This window comes from Clostridium sp. CMCC3677 (assembly GCF_023845585.1).
GTDB classification, from domain to species: Bacteria; Bacillota; Clostridia; order Clostridiales; family Clostridiaceae; genus Clostridium; species Clostridium aquiflavi.
In genome coordinates this window covers 86,448-104,674 of sequence record NZ_JAMQHS010000005.1, presented here as the reverse complement: position 1 = coordinate 104,674, position 18,227 = coordinate 86,448, and the positions used below count along the sequence as shown (strand labels likewise).

At 26.0% G+C, this 18,227-nt stretch carries 13 protein-coding genes; 2 read left to right on the top strand and 11 right to left on the bottom strand.

Annotation, left to right across the window (positions count from 1 at the left end):
* Positions 1–42: 42 nt before the first annotated feature.
* The 6 genes from NG901_RS07385 to NG901_RS07360 form a co-directional block, all read right to left on the bottom strand.
* Positions 43–2,007 carry an HIRAN domain-containing protein gene (locus tag NG901_RS07385; RefSeq protein WP_252213177.1) on the bottom strand — a complete coding sequence of 655 codons (1,965 nt, stop codon included), beginning with the start codon at positions 2,005–2,007 and terminating at the stop codon, positions 43–45.
* Positions 2,008–2,054: 47 nt separating this feature from the next.
* A complete protein-coding gene (locus tag NG901_RS07380; RefSeq protein ID WP_252213176.1) occupies positions 2,055–3,368 on the bottom strand; it encodes a bifunctional folylpolyglutamate synthase/dihydrofolate synthase in 1,314 nt (437 codons plus the stop codon).
* A 156-nt stretch (positions 3,369–3,524) separates the two neighbouring features.
* On the bottom strand, positions 3,525–3,845 hold the full coding sequence (locus tag NG901_RS07375; RefSeq protein ID WP_252213175.1) for a putative heavy metal-binding protein: 321 nt from the start codon (positions 3,843–3,845) through the stop codon (positions 3,525–3,527).
* 364 nt (positions 3,846–4,209) lie between these two features.
* A complete protein-coding gene (locus tag NG901_RS07370; protein ID WP_252213174.1) occupies positions 4,210–6,852 on the bottom strand; it encodes a valine--tRNA ligase in 2,643 nt (880 codons plus the stop codon).
* A 575-nt stretch (positions 6,853–7,427) separates the two neighbouring features.
* Positions 7,428–7,784 (bottom strand): nucleotidyltransferase family protein, encoded by a 357-nt coding sequence (locus NG901_RS07365; protein ID WP_252213173.1) that lies wholly within the window; start codon positions 7,782–7,784, stop codon positions 7,428–7,430.
* 211 nt (positions 7,785–7,995) lie between these two features.
* Entirely contained in the window at positions 7,996–8,856 is an 861-nt protein-coding gene (locus tag NG901_RS07360; protein WP_252213172.1) for a S66 family peptidase, read from the bottom strand.
* A 233-nt stretch (positions 8,857–9,089) separates the two neighbouring features.
* On the opposite strand from NG901_RS07360, the gene NG901_RS07355 reads away from it, so the two are divergent.
* Positions 9,090–10,061: a glycosyltransferase family 2 protein gene (locus NG901_RS07355; protein ID WP_252213171.1), complete on the top strand. Its 972-nt coding sequence runs from the start codon at positions 9,090–9,092 to the stop codon at positions 10,059–10,061.
* A 9-nt stretch (positions 10,062–10,070) separates the two neighbouring features.
* Positions 10,071–10,469 (top strand): GtrA family protein, encoded by a 399-nt coding sequence (locus NG901_RS07350; protein WP_252213170.1) that lies wholly within the window; start codon positions 10,071–10,073, stop codon positions 10,467–10,469.
* A gap of 167 nt (positions 10,470–10,636) precedes the next feature.
* On the opposite strand, the gene NG901_RS07345 is transcribed toward NG901_RS07350, so the two are convergent.
* The 5 genes from NG901_RS07345 to NG901_RS07325 all read right to left on the bottom strand — a co-directional run bounded on the left by NG901_RS07345 (position 10,637) and on the right by NG901_RS07325 (position 17,984).
* The gene (locus NG901_RS07345; protein ID WP_252213169.1) at positions 10,637–11,800 is read right to left on the bottom strand and encodes an iron-containing alcohol dehydrogenase; all 1,164 of its coding nucleotides are present in this window, start codon (positions 11,798–11,800) and stop codon (positions 10,637–10,639) included.
* A 141-nt stretch (positions 11,801–11,941) separates the two neighbouring features.
* Positions 11,942–12,625 (bottom strand): RNA pseudouridine synthase, encoded by a 684-nt coding sequence (locus NG901_RS07340; RefSeq protein ID WP_252213168.1) that lies wholly within the window; start codon positions 12,623–12,625, stop codon positions 11,942–11,944.
* A 43-nt stretch (positions 12,626–12,668) separates the two neighbouring features.
* Positions 12,669–15,887, bottom strand: coding sequence for a ligand-binding sensor domain-containing protein (locus NG901_RS07335; RefSeq protein ID WP_252213167.1), 3,219 nt, complete (start codon positions 15,885–15,887; stop codon positions 12,669–12,671).
* Positions 15,888–16,153: 266 nt separating this feature from the next.
* On the bottom strand, positions 16,154–17,116 hold the full coding sequence (gene uvsE / locus NG901_RS07330) for a UV DNA damage repair endonuclease UvsE (RefSeq protein ID WP_252213166.1): 963 nt from the start codon (positions 17,114–17,116) through the stop codon (positions 16,154–16,156).
* Between the two features lie 256 nt (positions 17,117–17,372).
* Positions 17,373–17,984 carry a hypothetical protein gene (locus tag NG901_RS07325; protein ID WP_252213165.1) on the bottom strand — a complete coding sequence of 204 codons (612 nt, stop codon included), beginning with the start codon at positions 17,982–17,984 and terminating at the stop codon, positions 17,373–17,375.
* Positions 17,985–18,227 lie beyond the last annotated feature (243 nt).

The following is an 18,227-nucleotide window of genomic DNA, read 5'->3' as shown; positions in this document are numbered from 1 at the left end:
AAATAAAAGGTGTATCGTAAAAAATTCGATACACCCTTTTTTCTATTGTAAATACTTTCCATCCTTATTATATAATAATGATATTGTGTTGGTTATTTCGTCTATAACATCTTTATAACTCATATAAATCATAATATCAATTCTATCAAAATTTTCACTTATCTTTTCAATTACTCCATAAAAATATTTTCCATTATCAATCATATTCTTCAATATTAAACTATCCGATTTAGGTACATACCCTAATACATACCCCTTACCTGTAACTATATTTATAGCATTTTCATCATACTTACTATCTTTTTCTCTAATTAAATATAGTATCTCATCTTCTAAGTAATTATTATCTATAACACTTAAATCTCTATATTTAGTATCTGCAATATATGTTGACATAACATATATATCCTTAACATGAGGTATTATTTCCTCTTTATTTAATTCTAAATATTCTTTCTTTTTATTAGGCAAATTGTCTAATAAAGATGTTAATGATTTTTTTAAAGTTTCTTCCGTTAATTGCTGTTCTATTATTTTTTTATCATCATCTGAAAACTCATTTTTAATTAACATAAGATTGTTAATAGCTTTATTACGAGTTTCTACCAAACTAGCATTTAAAGCATCAAAATTTATTTTCTTATATTCTTCAGGAAATTCATTATATTTAATTCCCTTAACTAAAAAATAGAAACATAGATGATACATTGGCTTAATTATAAGATCATCTAAATCTATAATTTCTTTATTTCTATTTAAAATTTTTATAATTGGAAGTTTATCATATGCTATATTATATATACATTCTTTTAATTCTTTATTTCCTTTTTCAAGTCCATATCTATATAATGCTGGATTCATATGATCTCTTTCTATAAGTCCTATAAATTCTTCGTTAGAAATCTGAAACTCGGTTTTTTCCATTGCATCTATCAAAACTTCAATTTCTAAATCTATATTACTTAACTCTTTTAAAATAACATCTTTCCAAATATCTTTTATATATATTTCATCAGCAAAATTAGAAAGTTTTTCATACTGTGGTATTAAAGATGTTATCCTATCGACTCTATCATCACCATATTCTTCAAATATAAAAGTATCTATAGAATATATTCCACTTATAACCCCATATAAACTATATATATCATATCCATACTTATCAACTAATTTAAAGTATTCAAAACATACATTAAAACCATTATCTATGTTATTAATTGTATACTCTGAAAACAGTTCACCAAATGACTTAGATAGTAGTTTAATATTATCTTTATTTATTCTCCCTGATTTTAAAAACTTAAGAAGATTTACTGATAACATTGTATACTCTAATGACTCCAAATAGCCAAAATTTTGTTCTAATCCATCTAATATTAACCATTCAATTATTTCATCGCTTACAGGCTGTAATTCATGTATACATATTGCTTTCCCATATCCTATAGAATGCTTAGTTAAATTAAATACTCTTTCATTAGAATTTTTCATAGTTTCATATACTTGTATTACATAAAAAATATATTCATTATTGATTGATAATACTTTCAATACTTTCTCTATATCATCAATTTTTAGAACACATAACATCATAAGTCCAAGCTTTATTTCATCATGAGAATTACTTTCTAGTATTAATTTTTTCAAAAGATTAGTTAAGTCTTCTTTATATTCTATAAATGCTTCTATAAATGCTCTAAAATTTTTTATAAATTCTTCATAATAATCACTTATTGGATTAAGGGCCATATATCCTCTTATATTTTCAAAAATCTCTTCTTTCTCTTCCTTTGTATAATCTACCAATAACTCAATAAGCTCATTAGCTAATTTTACTCTTTGATTTTTTTTTAATGGCTTTATTTTATTATATAAAACCTTAAACTCTCTTAATCCTGTTATTTCAAAATCCTGATAACTATATGGTAAATCTGGGGTTTTACTATAAAACTTATTTAATTCCTCATATATTGTTGTTTTTTCACATTTATTAGTAAAATCAAACATTAAATTCTCATTCCCTTCTAAGTACAAAAAACATATAAAAACTTTTTCTATATCTTTATTTTTTGTGTTATTATTTTTCTCATATCCCCTATCATATATAATGACCCACTTATCAATATTAAATCTTCTGATTTTGCTTCGTTCAATGCTTGCTTAATTGCTTGCTCATAACTATCTAAAGCTATAGTATTTTTATTATATTTTAATATCTCACTTTTTAATTCTGTATTCAGTTCTGCTCTATCACTATGAGGCGTCAATGCATATATTTTATGTGCTATTTTAGTTATCTCTTTAACCATCTCTTCTACTTGCTTATCTGCTAAAATTCCTAATAATAGATAAATCTTATTATATCTAAAGTATTTTTCTACATTATTCCTTAGCATCTTTATGCCTTCTATATTATGAGCACCATCAATTATAATTAAAGGATTTTTATTTAATACTTCCAATCTACCTTTCCACTTTACAGATTCAATAGATTTTTCCATTATCTCTTTATTAATTATTAACCCCTCTCTTTCACATAATACCTCTATTGTATTTAAAGCCACACTTAAATTTAAAATTTGATGTTCACCCATTAATGGTAATTTAACTTCATATAAATTATTTCTAGTCTTAATTTTAACTTCTTGATATAAATTTTCATTAAAAGTTATCTTTAAAAGTGTTCCACTCTTACTATCTATCTCATAAACCTTACTCTTTTCTATTTCAGCTTTTTCTTTTATCGCTTTCATAGCTTCATTACTTTGAGGATAAACTACTACTGGAATATCTTTCTTTATTATTCCAGCCTTTTGCATAGCAATTTCATATAAAGAATTTCCTAAAATATTCATATGATCAAAACTAATTGATGTAATAACACTAACAATTGGAGTTATTACATTTGTAGAGTCTAACTCACCTCCAAGTCCTACTTCAATTACAGCATAATCAACTTTTTCATTATAATAGTATAGGTACATAACTGTTGTTAAAATTTCAAATTCAGTTGGATGATCATATCCTTCTTCTATAACTTTATCTACAGCTTTTTTTACTATATTAATTGAATAAGTTAATTTCTCTTTAGGTATATTTTCACCATTAATTTGAATTCTTTCTTCAAACTCTTCTAAAAAAGGTGATGTATACATTCCAACTTTATATCCCATACCAATTAAAATTGAAGTTATCATTGAAGTTGTAGAACCCTTGCCATTAGTTCCTGCTATATGAATTAATTTTAATTTTTTTTGAGGATTTCCTAATATCTCTAATAATCTATAAGTTCTCTTTAAGCCATAATTAGATCCAAACCTACCTACACTACTTATATAATTCATTGCTTCTTCATAATTCATTTTCATTTGCTTCCCCTTTAATTATCTGTAAAATTTGCTTATTTAGCTTATATAACCAACTGTATTAATATTTATTTTACTTTTTTTAATATATACTTATTATATTAAATTATTTAATTACTCTTTACTTATATATATTAGTGATATTAAAAATTTCTAATATTATTCACAATAAACAGCAGTACCTGATGCTGTTACCATAAGCATTCCATTATCTGCTCCTAGTACTTCATAATCAATATCTACTCCAACTACTGCATTAGCTCCCATTTGTATAGCTCTATTTTCCATTTCCTTCATAGCCTTTTCTCTTGCCTCAATTAATTCACCTTCATAAGTGTTAGAGCGTCCCCCAAAGAAATTAGATAATCCAGCTGCAAAATCTTTTATAAAATTCACACCTGAGATTACCTCCCCAAATACCACTCCTTTATATTCTAAAATATTTTTACCTTCTATAGATGGTGTTGTTGTTATAATCATGTAAAACTCTCCTTTATACTTAATTTTATTTGTAATTATTAACTTTTATCTATTTATTATTAAAATGATTATAATATATAATTTAACCTTAAACCATGTTTTTAAATTATTTTAAGATTAAAATAACAAAGTTATTATTTTACCCCTTTAGTGAAATCTACTTGTTTCTACTTTTTAGACACTAAAACTTCCATCAATGATTTTTTTCTTAACTTTTAATTCTCACCTTTTATTTGCTTTTCACTATATTTTATTTGCTTTTCATGCTTTAAAAATTCTATACTTTTCCATATATAATAAAAGAATTGTACACACATTCAAATATGTGTACAATTCTCATTAAAATCACATCTTAATTATATAATTAATTTAAAGATTCAATTCTTAATTTAACAGCATCAAGCATTTCAACATACTTTTCTCTTTTTGCTTTTTCTCCATCTACAACAGCGGCTGGAGCTTTAGCAACGAATCCTGCATTTCCTAATTTCTTATCTATTCTTTCGATTTCGCCTTCTAGTTTCTTAAGTTCTTTATTTAGTCTTTCAAGCTCTTTATCTTTATCTACTAAATCAAGTAATGGTATGAATAATTCTCCACCCTTAACTACTAATGAAACTGCATTTTCTGGAACAATTGATTTATCAGCTATGAATTCAACTTCTGAAGCTGATGCTAATTTTTCCATGTAAGCTTTACCTGCTGTAAATGCTTGTTTTGCATCTTCTGCAATATAACAAATAACCTTAGCTTTTCTTGATGGTGGTACGTTCATTTCAGCTCTTACATTTCTTAATCCCTTAATAGCTTCAATAATGTATGCCATATCATTTTCAGATTCTGCATTTACTAGAGCTTCATGAAATACAGGCCAAACAGATGTTGTAATTGTTTCTTCATCTGTTAAGTGAGTAAAGATTTCTTCTGTTATAAATGGCATAGCTGGATGTAATAATTTTAATCCTGTAACTAATACAGTATTTAATACATTGTATGCCACTCCCTTAGCTTTTTCATCTTCACCATAGAATACTGGTTTAACAAGTTCTATATACCAATCACAGAATTCAGTCCACATGAAATCATAAACTTTTTGCATTGCAATTCCAAGTTCATATTTATCCATATTTTCTGTAACTTCTTTAACTAATGTATTCATTTTTGATAATATCCATTTATCAGCTAATGAATATTCTTTGCAATCTTTGTATTTATTCATGATTTCCTTATCAAGGTTCATCATAACAAATCTTGAAGCATTCCAAATCTTATTAGCAAAGTTTCTTGAAGCTTCAACTCTTTCAGGATAGTATCTCATATCATTTCCTGGAGCATTACCAGTTGCAATCATAAATCTTAATGCATCCGCACCATATTCACTTATTACATCTAATGGATTAACACCATTCCCTAAAGATTTACTCATCTTTCTACCTTGAGAATCTCTTATAAGTCCATGTATTAATACAGTATTAAATGGAGTTTCTCCCATACAATGAAGTCCTGAGAATATCATTCTAGCAACCCAGAAGAAGATTATATCATGTCCAGTAACTAAAACATTGTTTGGATAGAAATATTCTAAGTCTTCTGTTTTATTTGGCCAACCTAATGTTGAGAAAGGCCACAATGCTGAACTAAACCATGTATCAAGTACATCATTATCTTGTTCTATATTTTTAGATCCACATTTGCAGCATTTAGTTGGCGCTTCTTCAAGTACCATCATTTCACCACAATCTTTACAGTAGTAAACTGGTATTCTATGTCCCCACCATAATTGTCTTGAAATACACCAATCTTGAATGTTTTCCATCCAGTTGAAATATGTCTTATCAAATCTTTCTGGAACAAATTTAGTTTTTCCAGTCTTAATTACTTCTATAGCAGGTTTTGCTAAATCTTCCATCTTAACATACCATTGCTTAGATATTATTGGTTCTACTGTAGTACCACATCTGTCATGCGTACCAACATTATGAGAGTGATCTTTAATTTTAACTAGAAGTCCTGCTTCCTCTAAATCTTTAACTATAGATTTTCTAGCTTCGTATCTATCTAAGCCCTTATATTTTCCACCTTTTTCATTGATGATACCTTTATCATCCATGATTCTTATGATTTCAAGATTGTGTCTCTTTCCTACTTCAAAGTCATTAGGATCATGAGCTGGAGTCATCTTAACTGCACCAGTTCCAAATTCCAAATCAACATAGTCATCCCCAACTATAGGAATTTCTCTATTTACAAGTGGTAATATTACAGTTTTACCAATAAGGTGTTTATATCTTTCATCGTTAGGGTTAACAGCTACACCACTATCTCCAAGTAATGTTTCAGGTCTTGTTGTTGCAATTTCTAAAACTCCACTTCCATCAGCTAATGGATAGTTGATGTGCCAGAAGTGACCTGCTTGTTCTTCATATTCAATTTCTGCATCAGAAAGTGCTGTTTGACAATGAGTACACCAGTTAGTTATTCTATTTCCTTGATAAATAAGACCTTCATTATAAAGCTTAACAAATACATGCTTTACAGCTGCACTTAAATTTTCATCCATTGTAAATGCTTCTCTTGTAAAGTCAGCAGAAACTCCAAGTTTTTTAACTTGATTTCTTATTCTTGCTCTATAATCGTCACTCCATTCCCAAACTTTTTCAAGGAATGCTTCTCTTCCCATTTCTTTTTTATTGTAACCTTGCTTAGCAAGTTCATTAGCAACTTTAACTTCTGTTGCTATAGATGCATGATCTTCACCTGGTAACCATAGTGCTGCATAACCTTGCATTCTTTTAAATCTTATAAGCATATCTTGAAGAGTATCATCAAATGCATGACCTAAATGTAATTCACCAGTTATGTTTGGTGGTGGCATTATTATTGTAAATGGTTTCTTCTTTTTATCTACTACAGGAGTAAAGTAACCTTTTTCCTCCCATGTCTTATAAATTCTGTCTTCAAATTCTTTTGGATCATAAGTTGTCGCAATATTTTTTGTTTCTGACATTTGTTTTCCTCCCTATTATTTAAATTAGCTCTTGTTGTTTGTAGACTATGTTTTAATATGGTGTTGATATATTTAAAACAGAGCTATTATTTAAAGCTAATTAATTATTGTTTTTCTGCAATAAAAAAAGCCCTCAATCCATAAAAGGACGAAGACTCGCGGTACCACCTTTATTTCCACATAAGCACATATAATGCTTTAATGGACTCTTAATTAGTTAACGATTTAGAAAAACCGTCTTTAGCTACTGTTATTTCACCAAAGAAGCTCAAAAGCTACCTTCAAAACCTTCCATATAAGGGCTTTCACCTATTCCCTCTCTCTTTTTTGTTCTTTCTAAATCTACAGTTTAGCTTAAAAGAACCGTACTTCTCATCTTATAAAAACGAGTTTCCTTATAATACTTTCAGTTTTTACTCCTCTTTTTCATTGCCTTTATTATTAATTTATATTTTCTTTATTTTATAATATATTAATGGTCATGTTTTGTCAATAATCGTAGTTTAATGAAATTTTATTCCATAATAAAGCATTCATCGATATCAGCAAAATAAAACATATCCTTATTTACCATTTTACCAGCCTCCTATGTTAACTAAATCTTCAAGTATTGCTTGCTCAAAACATGGTGTTTTGCAAAGCTTATCATACCTTATCTTACTATATAACTTAATATCTACATCCTTTTCTAACTTAATGTCATCTATTGCATCTTCAATTTCATGTCTTAATAACCTTAATTCTTTAGTTGATTTATTTTCGTCAATTATAACAAGTAAATCTATGTCACTTTGTTTTGAATATCTCCCTTTAGATATTGAACCAAAAAGATATACATTAGCATTATATAATTTATCTAAAATAACATCTCTAGCTTTAATTATACTGCTTCTTAAATTCTCATCTAGTGAATAATCAACATCATTTCTCATTTAAATTCATCCCATCTTAATTCTGAATTATTATACTATTTTATAACAACTTAATGACTATTGTAAATAAAACAAGTCCTGTAATATTATAAAGCGTAAATATTTTCAAATATTTTAATCCTCTCTCCTTATATTCATTACATAAAATCTAATACCTTAAAATTCTTAAATGCAGCTACAATTATCATTAAATCAAATAATAATATATTAATTACTTTAATAATATATTCTTTCCTATAATAACACATTTTGAGTCTGAGCCATGACCAATTTCACTTGTTTTTACTATAGACATATTCTCATCATTTACTATTTCTTTTACTAATTCAATTATACTAGGTCTATACTGCTTATTTTCCATCTCTGTAAAATTGCCTAATATTATACCTTTTATCTCTTTAAACACTTCTAAATGCTTATAATGAGTTAAATATGTAGCCATCTTTGCCACATCACCACTGAAACTCTCTAATAACAAAATTTTATCTTTAAATTTAGGCATATATTCTGTTCCAGCAAGTTTTAAAAAACAACGTATATTTCCACCTACCACTATTCCTTCAATAGATTTTCCTTGTATCCATTCATATTTAAAATCAAAAAGGCTCTCTTTATCATCCATAAAAGTCTCTGTAAAATTTTTAATTTGAATTTCAGAATTATCTCCAATTAGATTTCTTATTTGATAAAGATACGTTTTTATATCACTTTTAGTATATAATGCATTTATAACTACTGATAAATCACTATAACCAAAAAATAATTTAGGATTTTTCTTTATAGTGTTAAAATCTAAATATTCTAAGATTCCGTTAGCTAAATCTCCACCTGAAATATCAAAAACAGCTTTTATGCCACTATTTTCAAAAAAATTCATAAGTTCATCAGCTCTCTCTTTTCCACTTCCATTAAATAAAGAATATTTTTTATATATTGTATTAGAAAAAATAACATTTAAACCAATAGATTTTAAAATTCTTTCCAATTCGTTAATCTTTAATTCCATACTTTTATCAATCCCATTAGAACACGCTATAATTCCAACTTTATCACCTTTATCTAATAACTTCATCAAATTCTCCTTTTATATTTTCTTAAGTTACATCCTTTATCTAAATTAATTATATTTTTTCATTTATTAATGGTCAATGATAAGTTTTTTCCTATATACACTTGCTTTAACTCAGAGTTTTGTTTACAATTTGAATATTATGGATTATAATGATTTTTGTATTTTTATACGTTATGAAACATTGGTACATATATTTCATAACGTATATATTGACAATTTGGAGGTAGTATAATATGAAAGGTTGCCTATACTTGGTAATTCCTTGTTATAATGAAGAAGCTGTATTACACGAAACAGCAAAGAGATTATTAGTAAAAATGAATTCCATGATAGATAAAGATTTTATATCAAATGATAGTAAAATTTTATTTGTTAATGATGGTTCAAAAGATAAGACATGGGATATAATTGAAGAGCTTCATGCTCAAAATCCAATTTTCAGTGGAGTAAATTTATCTAGAAATAAAGGACATCAAAATGCTTTATTAGCTGGATTAATGACTGCTAAAGATTATGCTGATATAACAATATCACTAGATGCTGATCTCCAAGATGATATTGAAGTAATTGATAAATTTGTTGAAGAATATTATTCAGGCAGTGATGTTGTTTATGGTGTTAGATCATCTAGACAAACAGATACTTTCTTTAAAAGAACAACTGCTTTAGGATTTTATAAATTTATGAATGCTCTTGGTGTAGATGTTATGTACAATCATGCTGATTATAGACTTATGAGTAAACGAGCTTTAGATGGATTAAGTCAATTTAAAGAAGTGAATTTATTCTTGAGAGGTATTGTTCCTTTAATCGGATACAAATACTCTATTGTAGAATATGAACGTCATGAAAGATTTGCTGGCGAATCAAAATATCCTTTAAAAAAGATGCTTGCTTTTGCATTAGATGGTATTACATCTTTTAGTATAAAACCAATAAGAATAATTACTGGATTAGGATTCTTTATATTTTTTGTTAGTTTTATAGCTTTAATTTATTCTCTTATAGTTAAATTCTTAGGTGAAACAGTTACAGGTTGGACTTCATTAACTTTATCTATTTGGATGCTTGGTGGAATACAACTTTTATCTTTAGGAGTAATTGGAGAATATATAGGGAAAATATATAATGAAACAAAACAAAGACCTCGTTTTATTATCGCTGATAAATTAATAAAAACTGATGAAAATAAAACTGATATGTAGGTGACTATATTGGATAAGCTTATACTAAAATTTAAAAATACATTTTTTACAAAACAATTTTTTATTTTTGTAACTATAGGACTTATAAACACATTTATTGGGGTTGTATTTTCATATATATTTTCAAGCTTTTTAAATGAGAACATAGCTTTTGTGGTAGGATATATTTGTGGATTATTTATATCTTATTTATTGAACAGTTTCTTTACATTTAAAGAAGCTTTAGATTTTAATAAATTTATAAAATTTGCAATTTCATATATACCAAATTTTATTATACAAAATATAGTTGTTCTTATAGTATTTAACATGATGGGATTACACAAGCTTATAGCTTATGTTTTAGCAGCTATAATCGGAGTTCCTGTAACATTTGTATTAATGAAATTTTTTGCGTTTAAGCATTAATAATAATATAAATAAACGGTATTATTGAAAAACTTGTATTTATAAGATTTATATAAAAAAATCTTTTTTATATAAATTATGCAAAAAGACTGGTGTACAATAAATTTTTATTCATTGTACACCAGTCTTTTTATTTTTAATTATTAACGCAAGTTTTAAATAAATATTTATAATGCAGCTTTATAAATGTTCGCTACATCTTTTGGCGTAAGCGGTTTAAATCCATATTCTAATCCTGATTTTACTGCTTTTTGTGCCATAATTTCAAAATTTTCTTCTCCAATTCCGATTTCTCTTAATGTTGATGGAATTCCTAATTCTTTAAAGAATTCTGCTGTCTTATCTATTGCAGTATTAGCTATAGTATATTTATCTAAACTCTCATCTATATTCCACACATTAACTCCATACTCAACGAATTTATATAACGTATCATCATTTAAAACATATCTCATCCAATGAGGTGTTAAAATCGCTAAACCAACTCCATGAGTTATATCATAAAATGCGCTTAGTTCATGTTCCATTGGATGTACTGACCATGCTCCAGCTGTTCCATATGATATTAAACCATTAATAGCCAAACTAGATGCCCACATTAAATTTGCTCTTGCTTCATAATTATTAGGCTCTTGTATTGCTATTTTTCCATATTTCATACACGCTTTAAGTAGTCCTTCCGCAGTTCTTGCTTGGATAAATGCTCCTTTAGTATTATTAAAATAATTTTCAAATATATGACTCATAATATCTGCAGTTCCTGCTGCTGTTTGATTTTTAGGAACAGAGTAAGTATACTCTGGATCTAATATTGATACTTTAGGTTTCATCTTATCATGACCTGTACCTATTTTTTGGTTTTTGCTCATATCAGATATAACTGCATATGGATCCATTTCTGAACCTGTTGCTGATAATGTTAAAATTGTAATTATAGGTAACACCTTAGTTATTTTGCTTGGATCTAATACAATATCCCATGGATCATTATCATAATTTACTCCTGCTGCAATAACTTTAGCACAATCTATTGTGCTTCCTCCTCCAACAGCTAAAACAACTTCTATATCATTATCTCTACAAAGTTTTACGCCTTCTCTAACGGACTCTATTCTAGGATTTGGAGCTATATTAGAAAGTTCTGCATATGATATATTATTATCTTTTAATATTTTCATCATATCATCATATAAACCTATTCTCTTAATGCTTCCCCCACCATATACAACAAGAACTTTGCTTCCATATTTTTTTATAGCATTTCCTAAATGCTTTATTTGACCTTTTCCAAAGTAAATTTCAGTAGGTATTGAATAATTAAAATTTTCCATATAAAATCTCTCCTTACGATATATTTAATTAAAATATTTTATATTTGGCTATGTTTTAAACATATATTGATATATGCAATAGGTAAAATGGAATTGTAGTAAAATATAGCCCTATATGTATATATTGTCTAAAAATTTTTGTTACTTAGAATTTTTTAACCCTTCTATTTCTTCTTCTAATAAATAACGCCATTTACCATATTCTAAATTTCCAAGTTCAATATTAAGAATTCTTATTCTTTCTAATTTTTTAACATTATATCCAAAAACTTTGCTCATTCTCCTAATTTGTTTATTAAGACCTTGCGTCAAAACAATGTTAAATGTATCTTCCGAAATTCTTCTTACTTTGCAATGTCTTGTTTTTACATTACATATTTCAACACCACTTGTCATTCCTAAAATAAATTCATTATTAAAAGGTCTATCTAAAGTAACTATATATTCTTTTTCATGTTCATTTTCTGATTCTAAAATATTGTTAGCTAAATCCCCATCATTAGTTAACAATATTAATCCTTGAGATGCTTTATCTAATCTACCTACAGGAAATATATATTCAGGATAATCCATAAAATTCATTATATTATTTTCAACTTCATCTGCTGCAGTACAGGTTACTCCTACTGGTTTATTTAATGCTATATAGATTTTTTTCTTTATTGGAAGAGTCTTGTTATCAAGAAGAATTTCATCCTCTAATTCTACCCATTGTCCTTGTATACATGGAATTCCATTTACAATTATTCTATTTTCTTCAATGAGCTTACTAGTATCTTTTCTTGAACAAATACCTAAATTACTAAAAAGTTTGTTTATTCTCATATTTTATATCCCAACCTTACAAGCTTAATGATACATATAAATTCTACTCTATATTAGTAGGTAATATTATAACAAATTCACAGCCTTTTCCAATATCACTATTAATATATATTTTTCCCTTATGTAAATCTATAATATGTTTGGTTATAGTTAATCCTAATCCACTGCCACCTTTTGATTCTGAATTTGCATCTACAATTTGATTAAATCTATCAAATATAGCTTTATGATATTTAGGATCTATTCCTATTCCAGTATCTTTAACTTTAATTATGACTTTATTATTTAAATCTTTTAAAGTTACTTTTATTTCTCCGCCTTCTGGTGTAAATTTAGCTGCATTACTTACTAAATTAACTATACATCTTTCAATTTCATAACTATCACACATTATAACTTTTTCTTCAACTTCCGGATCTATAATTAGGTGTATTCCTTTATTTTCAATATAATCTTTTAAACTCAAAGATGTTTCCTCAACTAAATATACTATATCATTTTCTTTAAAATTTGTTTCATATCTTCCACTTTCAATTTTATTTGTATCTATTATATTATTTATTAACCTTAATAATCTATTTGAATTCCTTTTTATTATCTTCATATAATAATTTAACTTTTCTTTATCTATTCCATCATCTTGTTTGTTTAATTCTGATATAAGCTGTTCTGTAGATGAAATAACATTTAAAGGTGTTCTAAGTTCATGAGAAAGATTAACAAAGTAATTATTCTTATTTCGCTCTAAGTCAATAACTTTATTTAATAATTTGCTATTTTTGTCCATCTCTTCTCTTAACTGCTTAGTTCTTTTTTCAACCATTCTATCAAGATTCTTCATTTTATTAAGACTTAAATAAATTATTAGTATAAATATAATTAAATATAGTATTATTGCTTGTTTACTTTTCCATAATGGTGGTTTTACAGTAAATGTAATTTGGCTTTCATCGCTTAGACTCCCATCCGGCATTTCAACTTTTGCTTTTAATATATGATTCCCTGATTTTATATTATTATAAGTAAATTCATTAGAATTTCCCATATTCCAATCGCTATCTATCCCCTCCAACTTATAAAAATACTTTATAGCATCTCTATTCTTATAATCTGGAACAAACATTTTAACTCTAACCATATTTTCATCTGAATTAAATTTTAATCCATCTATATTTTTATATTTTTTTCCCTTTACTTCAAATGCTTCAAAAAAAACTTTAGGTAAACTTCTGTTTTTATTTATTTCTGATGGATTAAATATATTTAATCCATTAATACCTCCAAATAAAAATTCTCCCTTACTATTTTTAAAATAACTATTTCCATTAAATTCATTGCTTTGAAGTCTATTTGATATATTTAAATTAGTAAATGTATTGTTACTTATATCTAATTTTGATATTCCATTATTAGTACTTACCCAAGGATTATCATAATCATCTATTAAAATCCCATAAATATTATTATTAGCAAGTCCATTTTTTTCTGTGTATCTTGTAAATTTTTCTGTATTCTTATCTAATTTATTTAGTCCATATTTAGTGCCTATCCATATATTATTTTTTGTGTCCTCTACTATTGAAACTACAGCATTACAACTTATCGTATTGTTATCACCTTCAATTTTAGTATAATTTTTTATAGTCATATCATATGGATTTAATCTTATTAACCCTCCATTCATATATAACCCTATCCAATACATTCCTTCTTTATCCTGATATATACTATCAACATAAGTATCTACTATATTATTATCTTTTAAAATATATGTCATATCTACTACAGTATCGTCTTTTAAATTTAAAATATTAACACCATCTGCTGTTCCTATCCATAAACAATCTTTATTATCTATAAATAAAGTTCTTATGTTGTTATTAGTCAATCCATTTTCAATTGTATATACTTTAACTTCGTTAGTATTTTTATCAATTTTATTTAAACCATTGTCTGTAGCTACCCAAATTTCATTTTTTCTTCCAGTTATAAATTTAATTTTATCACTTACAAGATTGCTATTTTTAGAATTTATTCTTGTTACATTTTCAGTTTTTGGATTCAGTATATTTAATCCTTTATTGCTAGTACCTATCCAAACTAATCCTTCAATATCTTCATAAATCCCTTGTATGGAGTTATCACTTATCGTGTCTTTTAAAAAAGGATCATGTTTATAATGTTTTATTCCATTATTAGGATCGAATGTACTTATTCCACCATATGTACCTACCCACATCAATCCTGTAGAATCTTCCATTATAGAGAACGTACTTTTATTTATCAAACTAAATTTATCATACACTCTATTTATATAAGTAGTAAAATTATCTTCTTCTTTATTATACATAGATAATCCATAATCTGTACATACCCATACTACTCCCCTACTGTCTCTTAAAATATCTTTAACTACTCCACCTTTTAACTTTCCTTTTTCAAATTCCTTTTTTTCTTCAATATGTTGAGATTTATATTCAACTATATTATTTGTTTTTATATCTACCTTCAATAATCCAGCTCCAGATGTTCCTACCCATACTTGTCCATTCTTATCTGAATATACTTTATGTATAGAGTTTTTATAGTTATTATTAGTATTATATAAAAATTCTATTTTTTCAGTTTGCATATTTACTTTATTTAGTCCATTTTCAGTTCCAATCCATATATTCTCATCTTCATCTTCATCTAAGCTATATATAACCTGATTAGTAAGAACTTGTTGATTATTACTATATAGAATTCTTTCAAACTTGTCTTCATTTTCATTATAAATATTTAACCCATCAGCTGTAGCAACTAATATTTTTTGGTCATTAGTAATTAAAATATCACAAATGTTATAATTAGATAAATTTCCTTGTGATTCCTTATCATAATAATTCTTAATTGAATCATCCTTTAAATTAATCTTACTCAATCCATTTGCTGTCCCAACCCATAAATTCCCTAATTTATCTTCTTTAATTGCGGTTATACTGTTACTTGAAATACTATTATTTGAATTTTCTTCATATTTATAAACTTTAAATTCTTTTCCATTATACTTATTTAATCCATCATGAGTACCTATCCAAATATATCCTCTGCTATCCTGAAAAATGTCTTCTACACTAGATTGAGATAATCCATCATCTATACTAATACTTTTAAAATTAATATTATTGTATGCCTTAACATCATTTTGAGTATTTATTATTAAGAAACTAAAAAATATTACTACAATCATTATTTTTTTCAATATTAATCTCTTTTTCATAATTTCTCCCTTTTCGACAATATTTATATAAATAATTATACTACAATACTATTTTTTAATACAATATTTTATATTAATAGTTTAATATTCCTAGTTAATTTTATTTTATTTTTAAATATTTTAAATTTTTTACATAATTTAAGTAAAAAATCACCTTTTAGTAAAACCAATTATTATAATATTTTCTATCTATATAAAAATATCTATTTTAAGAGGCTGTTGCAAAACTAACTTTCAAGTTAGTTTTGCAACAGCCCCATTTTTGGTTAAGCCTCAAAAGTACTTTGATCAATCCATTTATAATTAGGCTTAATTTCTTTTATTTCTTCTACTAATTTAAATAATGCTATATCTTTTTGTTTGCATTCAAGCATAACATCAAAATCTCTATCTATAACTTTAGTTTTTTCAATAAATTCTACAAAATCATTTGCATTTATGAATTCTGAGTGTTTTCTATCTTTTTCATGATCCCTAGGGCTAGAAAAATGGACTTTAGGTGGTAATGACTCTTCATTCCAAGTATTAAAAATACCTTCAATTAACTCCATTATGTTTTCTCCAGAATTATTACAATTATGATGATGAACATCTAATACCATAGGTACTTTTAATTCTTTAGATATATTTAAAATTTCACTTGCAGTATAAGTTTTGTCATCATTTTCTATAATTAATCTAGACGTTATTTCTGTGGGAAACTCTTTTAAATTTTTAATAAATCTTTTAATCCCCTCTTCTTTTCCTCCTGTAGCTCCACCAAGATGTATTACCATTTTTCCTTCTTTATAATCAAAGTCTTCAAACCACTCTGCTTGACGTATTAAATTTAATTTTGTATTTTTAACAACTTGAGGATTTATACTATTTATAACATTGAATTCATCTGGGTGAGTATCTACCCTCATATTATAATTTTTTATGAGATTCCCTATATATTTAAAATCTTTTCTAAACATCTCTCTATGCCCCCAGTACCCCACTTCTGGATGAGTGACTAGAGGAATCAGACCTGATGTTATTCTATAGAAATGTATATTGTTTTCTATATTATATTCAAGTATCTTTATTAAGTCATTTAAGTTAGATAATGCAACTGATTTTAATTTTTCACTCTTCTTTTCTTGTTCTATTATTTTGCTATAATTTTTAAAAGTTACTGTACTAGAACTAGTAACTTTTTTTCCTAAATTCATTGCTATTGAAACATATCCTAATCTTACTTTCATAAATATTCTCCTATATTATCAAAAGAATTACCTATCTTTTATTTTTGTACCAATTAGCTATCCATATTCCTATTAAACATACTATAATAAATATCACTAAAATTATATACCAAGGCATAATTAACACATCCTTATAAACTTTATTCTTATTTTATAAGGATGTGTTATTTTAGATATATTTATTCTTTTAAGCAAGATTACTTTTTATTCATATCTAATATAGTGTTATCTTTTTATTATCATCTACATAATAAACTTAATTTATAGACTTAATGCTATACCTATCTTTTACAGTCACAACTCTAATCTTTAAAACATTAAGAAGTTTTTCTAAACTTTTAACTTGATTTATATATTTTATGTTATTCTTTGCAATTAATTTTTCTATTATTTTAATAATATCAGATTTTTCGTCTTCAGTTATTTTACAGTTATTTTTTAGACATTCTCTATTTATATAAGTTAATGTAGTCCAAATTTGTTCTTCCGATATTTTATTTATATCCATTAATACCCATGTAAAATCTTTTCTTCTGTTCTTTTCTGGGTAAGCTTTTTTAAAAAATGTTATAAATCCATTTTCTTTTTTAGGATCTTTTATTGAAACATACTTCCCAAGCTGTGATTTAAGTTGATTTTTTAAATACATAATAGTGTTTGGTTTTATTTTATCAGCCATTGCATCTATGCTATCATAAATAAAATTATAAGTATCTTGAATTTGCTCTTCATTAACATTTGATTTTTTAAGTATTCTCATTTTTTCTATATAGTCTAATACATTTTTCTTACAATCTAATTCTTTATTATATATCTTTTCCCATATTTCTTTTGCGCTTAATCCTTCTAACATTATAACTTCTTCCATATTACGTCATCCTCTGCATATTATTATTTACTAGTTTTACTTAAATATAATCATATCATATTACTCATAAACTTAAAAATTTCACTCAAAATATTGTACACTATTTAAATAAACTACCTCCTTATTATATTTGATACTTTATTTTAATTTATGGCTCTGTTTTAAATGCGTGTTGATATATGCAATAGGTAAAGTGGCATTGTAATTGGACTATACTCATTTTAGCATTCCTAAGTTCAATTA

Coding starts and splice junctions, on each gene's coding strand:
- NG901_RS07335 (WP_252213167.1), bottom strand. CDS start 15,887: ATGAAAAAGAGATTAATATTGAAAAAAATAATGATTGTAGTAATATTT.
- NG901_RS07340 (WP_252213168.1), bottom strand. CDS start 12,625: ATGAGAATAAACAAACTTTTTAGTAATTTAGGTATTTGTTCAAGAAAA.
- NG901_RS07365 (WP_252213173.1), bottom strand. CDS start 7,784: ATGAGAAATGATGTTGATTATTCACTAGATGAGAATTTAAGAAGCAGT.
- uvsE (WP_252213166.1), bottom strand. CDS start 17,116: ATGAAAGTAAGATTAGGATATGTTTCAATAGCAATGAATTTAGGAAAA.
- NG901_RS07355 (WP_252213171.1), top strand. CDS start 9,090: ATGAAAGGTTGCCTATACTTGGTAATTCCTTGTTATAATGAAGAAGCT.
- NG901_RS07380 (WP_252213176.1), bottom strand. CDS start 3,368: ATGAAAATGAATTATGAAGAAGCAATGAATTATATAAGTAGTGTAGGT.
- NG901_RS07325 (WP_252213165.1), bottom strand. CDS start 17,984: ATGGAAGAAGTTATAATGTTAGAAGGATTAAGCGCAAAAGAAATATGG.
- NG901_RS07370 (WP_252213174.1), bottom strand. CDS start 6,852: ATGTCAGAAACAAAAAATATTGCGACAACTTATGATCCAAAAGAATTT.
- NG901_RS07375 (WP_252213175.1), bottom strand. CDS start 3,845: ATGATTATAACAACAACACCATCTATAGAAGGTAAAAATATTTTAGAA.
- NG901_RS07360 (WP_252213172.1), bottom strand. CDS start 8,856: ATGAAGTTATTAGATAAAGGTGATAAAGTTGGAATTATAGCGTGTTCT.
- NG901_RS07345 (WP_252213169.1), bottom strand. CDS start 11,800: ATGGAAAATTTTAATTATTCAATACCTACTGAAATTTACTTTGGAAAA.
- NG901_RS07385 (WP_252213177.1), bottom strand. CDS start 2,007: ATGTTTGATTTTACTAATAAATGTGAAAAAACAACAATATATGAGGAA.